Below are 4,592 nucleotides of genomic sequence, written 5' to 3' on the forward strand. Positions count from 1 at the left end.
TGGAAGGCACGGCGCGCACGGCCGGCGGCATTTCGGTGACGCCGCGCGACCTGGCGCGTGTCGGCGAGATGATGCGGCAAGGTGGCATGGCCAATGGCCGCCGCATCGTACCGGAAGCCTGGGTGCGCGACACGACCAGCACTGGCGGCAGTGCGGACGCCTGGCAGCGCGGCGCGATGCTGCCACTGTTTCCCAAGGGCCGTTACCGCAACAAATGGTACCAGACTGGACACGAGAACGGCGCCTATTGCGGCATCGGTATTCATGGCCAGTGGCTGTATGTCGATCCCAGGACCGAAGTGGTGATCGCCAAGATGTCGTCGCAGCCGGAGCCTGTCGACGATCCGCTCGATATCGAGATCGTCGCGTTCTTCGAGGCGCTGAGCCGGCTGATCTAGGCGCGCCGCGATCGCCACATTGGCGCACGCTTTCCTGTGGACCCGCCGGGCTGATCGAAGCGCGGCGGTTGGCGGGCCGGAGGTCTGCGCCTATGGTCGCCGCTCTTTGGATGAGAGCAGGAACGACATGGCATCCGACATCAAGCGCATTGCAGCCATCATCGCGGCCGAGATCAGCGCGCGGCCCGAACAGGCGGCCGCGGCGATCGAACTGCTCGATGAGGGCGCGACAGTGCCGTTCGTGGCGCGCTACCGCAAGGAAGTCACCGGCGGGCTCGACGACACGCAATTGCGCGATCTTGCCGAACGCCTTGCCTATCTGCGCGAGCTCGACGCGCGCCGCGACACCATCCTTGGCTCGATCCGCGAACAGGGCAAGCTGACCGAGGAGCTTGAAGGCAAGATCGTCGCCGCCACCACCAAGGCGGAACTTGAGGACATCTACCTGCCCTACAAGCCCAAACGCCGGACCAAGGCCGAGATCGCCAGGGAGCGCGGGCTGGGGCCGCTGGCCGAAGCCATCTTGGCGAACCGCTCATTGGTGCCTGCCGAACTGGCGCTGGCCTATGTCAGCGAAGAGGTGGCCGATACCAAGGCGGCGCTCGAGGGCGCGCGCGACATCCTTTCGGAACAATTCGCCGAGAATGCCGATCTGGTCGGCAAATTGCGCAGCTACATGAAGGAGCGCGCCTTCATGCGGGCCAGGGTGGTCGACGGCAAGCAGGAGGCCGGCGCGAAATTCTCCGATTATTTCGACCATGTCGAGCGTTGGGCAAATGTGCCCAGCCATCGCGCGCTGGCGATGCTGCGCGGCCGCAACGAGGAAGTGCTGTCGCTTGACATCGAGGTCGATGCCGATGACACCTCACCGGTGAAGCCGGTCGAGCGGATGATCGCCAATGCCTATGCCATCGGCGGCAGCCTTCCGGGTGACAGATGGCTGATGGAGGTGGCGGGCTGGACCTGGCGTATAAAACTGTCGCTGCATCTGACGCTCGATTTGATGCGCGATCTGCGCGAGCGGGCGGAGGAGGAAGCGATCCACGTCTTTGCCCGCAACCTCAAGGATCTACTGCTGGCCGCTCCCGCCGGCTCGCGCGCCACGATGGGGCTCGACCCCGGCATCCGCACCGGCGTCAAGGTGGCGGTGGTCGACGGCACCGGCAAGGTGCTGACAACGACGACGGTCTATCCATTTCCGCCCAGAAACGATGTGCGCGGCACGCAGGCGGAACTCGCCAAGCTCATCCGCCAGCACAAGGTCGAGCTGATTTCGATCGGCAACGGCACCGGCAGCCGCGAGACGGAAAAGCTGGTGGCCGACATGCTGTCCGACATGCCGGCGGACGGCGGGCCGAAGCCACTGAAAGTGATCGTCAGCGAGGCCGGCGCCTCGGTCTATTCGGCATCGGCGACGGCGGCGGCGGAATTCCCCGGCCTCGACGTGTCGTTGCGCGGCGCTGTCTCGATCGCCCGGCGGCTGCAGGATCCGCTGGCCGAACTGGTCAAGATCGAACCCAAATCGATCGGCGTCGGCCAGTACCAGCATGATGTCGACCAGTACCGTCTCGGCCGCTCGCTGGAAGCGGTGGTCGAGGACGCGGTCAATGCCGTCGGCGTCGATCTCAACACTGCCTCGGCGCCGCTTTTGGCGCGCGTTTCAGGTCTGGGCGCATCGCTGGCCGACGCGATCGTTGCGCATCGCGATGCGACCGGGCCCTTCGCCAGCCGGAAGGACCTGCTCAAGGTGCCGCGGCTCGGACCTCGGGCCTTCGAACAATCCGCCGGCTTCCTGCGCATTGCCAATGGCAGCGAGCCGCTCGACGCCTCGTCGGTGCATCCGGAGGCCTATGGTGTGGCGAAGAAGATCGTCGCTGCCTGCGGGCGCGATGTGCGGTCGTTGATGGGCGATAGTGCCGCGCTCAAGGCACTCGACCCACGCGTCTTCGTCAACGAGCGTTTCGGCTTGCCGACGGTGCGCGATATCCTGGCGGAGCTGGAAAAGCCCGGCCGCGACCCGCGCCCAGGCTTCAAGACGGCGACCTTCGCCGACGGCATCGACGACATCAAGGATCTGAAGCCCGGCATGCTGCTGGAAGGCACGGTCACCAACGTGGCCGCCTTCGGCGCCTTCGTCGATATCGGAGTGCATCAGGACGGGCTGGTGCATGTCTCGCAGCTGGCCGATCGGTTCATCAAGGACGCGCATGAGGTCGTGAAGGCCGGCGACGTGGTGAAGGTGCGCGTCGTCGACGTCGACATCAAGCGCAAGCGCATCGCCCTTTCCATGCGCAAGGATAGCGGCGAGGGCGGTGCACCGCGCAGCGGACCGCGCGACAATGGTGGCGGCAGGCCGGCACCACGTTCGCCGGCACCCCAGCAACGCCAGCCGGAGCGGCCGGCGCAACAGGGAGCGTTCGGTGCTGCTTTGGCGAATGCGCTGAAGCGAAAGTAGCTACCACGCCAGAACGGCCGGTTCCTTCTCGACCTGGCCCAGCAGCCAGTCGCGAAAACTGGCGACCGGCGGATGGCCGCGCTTGTCGTGCGGGACGACGAGATAGTAGGCACTGCGGCTTTGCATGGGCTGGCCTGGCGCCGGCACCAGCTGGCCGCGCTGCAATTCACCTGCAATGAGGATCAACGGCAGCAGCGCCACGCCGAGCCCCGCCATGCAGGCCTGGGCGGCGGTGCCGAACTGTTCGAACTGCATGCCGGGTCCGGTCGGCGCGCTCAGGCCCTGATGCTCGAACCATTCGGTCCAGGCGCCAGGACGCGTCGCCATGTGCAGCAGCGGCAGGCGGCCGATATCGGCCGGTGCGGCGATGGCGCGGCCGGCGAGGAATTCGGGCGACACGACCGGCGCCACGGTTTCGCGCACCAACAGTGTCGAGTCGGCCTCCGGCCAGTCCGGCAGGCCGTAGTGGATGGCGGCATCAAGCCTCTCCCTGGCGAAGTCGAAGCGACCGACGCGGGTGACGAAGTTGATGGTGATATCGGGATTGTTTTCGACGAAATCGGGGATCATCGGCATCAGCCAGCGCGTGCCGAAGGTCGGCAAAATGGCAAGGTTCAGCATGCCACTATGCCGATTGCTCATCAATCCAAGGGCTGCGTCACGCAATTGCCCAAGTGCTGAACGCACCGCCTCGGCGTAGATCTCGCCCGATGTCGACAGCCTGACATTGCGGCTGTCGCGTTCGAACAGCCGGCGGCCGAACTGATCTTCCAGAAGTTTGATCTGGCGGCTGACCGCGCCCTGGGTCAGATCTAGCTCCTGGGCGGCGGCGGTGAAACTGCCGAGCCGGGCCACAGCCTCGAAGGCGGCAAGGGCGCTGATGTTGGGTAAAAGGCGGCGTTGGACACTCATGATCCATTCCTAACGATCATTGATCGGTGAATCAATTTCGTTTGATTTTTTCGAGGCGCAGGCCGATAGAACGGGCCAACATTTTGCTTCATGCATGTCATCGTTTTGAGCGACATGCATTGGTTGGGAGAAACGCGATGGCCGCCGACAAGAACGCATTCGTCTGGGAAGACCCGTTCCTGATCGAGGGCCAGCTTTCGGAAGACGAGCGCATGGTGCGCGACGGGGCGGCCGCCTTCGCCGCCGACAGACTGGCGCCGCGGATCGAGGACGCCTACCTCAACGAGACCTTCGACACCGCGATCTTCCGTGAAATGGGCGAGGCCGGCCTGCTCGGCATCAACATCCCTGAAGAATTCGGCGGGCTTGGCGCGAACTACGTCACCTATGGGCTGGTCGCACGCGAAGTAGAGCGCGTCGATTCCGGCTATCGGTCGATGATGTCAGTGCAGTCGTCGCTGGTGATGTATCCGATCTATGCCTATGGCTCGGACGAACAGCGCAAGAAGTACCTGCCCAAGCTCGCCAGCGGCGAGTGGATCGGCTGTTTCGGCCTGACCGAGCCGGATGCAGGCTCCGACCCGGGCGGTATGAAGACGCGCGCCGAGAAGACCGCCAACGGCTACAAGCTGTCCGGTTCGAAGATGTGGATTTCCAACGCGCCCGTCGCCGATGTGTTCGTCGTCTGGGCGAAGCTGAAGGGGGAGAACGGCAAGGACGAGATCCGTGGCTTCGTGCTGGAAAAGGGCATGAAAGGGCTTTCGGCGCCGAAGATCGGCGGCAAGCTGTCGCTGCGGGCGTCGATCACCGGCGAAGTGGTGATGGAA

General features: G+C 64.8%; 4 protein-coding genes. 3 read left to right on the top strand and 1 reads right to left on the bottom strand.

What is annotated here, in order from left to right; translation table 11 throughout:
• A partial coding sequence (locus tag EN969_RS18140; RefSeq protein WP_164758327.1) for a serine hydrolase occupies positions 1 to 398 on the top strand: 398 nt, incomplete at its 5' end.
• A gap of 127 nt (positions 399 to 525) precedes the next feature.
• Positions 526 to 2,853 (top strand): Tex family protein, encoded by a 2,328-nt coding sequence (locus EN969_RS18145; protein WP_063168911.1) that lies wholly within the window; start codon positions 526 to 528, stop codon positions 2,851 to 2,853.
• Here EN969_RS18145 and EN969_RS18150 read toward each other — a convergent pair whose 3' ends face one another.
• On the bottom strand, positions 2,854 to 3,765 hold the full coding sequence (locus EN969_RS18150) for a LysR family transcriptional regulator (RefSeq protein ID WP_063168910.1): 912 nt from the start codon (positions 3,763 to 3,765) through the stop codon (positions 2,854 to 2,856).
• A 137-nt stretch (positions 3,766 to 3,902) separates the two neighbouring features.
• Here EN969_RS18150 and EN969_RS18155 point away from each other — a divergent pair.
• Positions 3,903 to 4,592: acyl-CoA dehydrogenase family protein (locus EN969_RS18155; protein WP_206525174.1), on the top strand; the 690-nt coding region annotated here is incomplete at its 3' end.

The sequence above is a fragment of the Mesorhizobium sp. M7A.F.Ca.CA.003.01.2.1 genome, from assembly GCF_003998945.1.
Lineage (GTDB): Bacteria > Pseudomonadota > Alphaproteobacteria > Rhizobiales > Rhizobiaceae > Mesorhizobium > Mesorhizobium ciceri.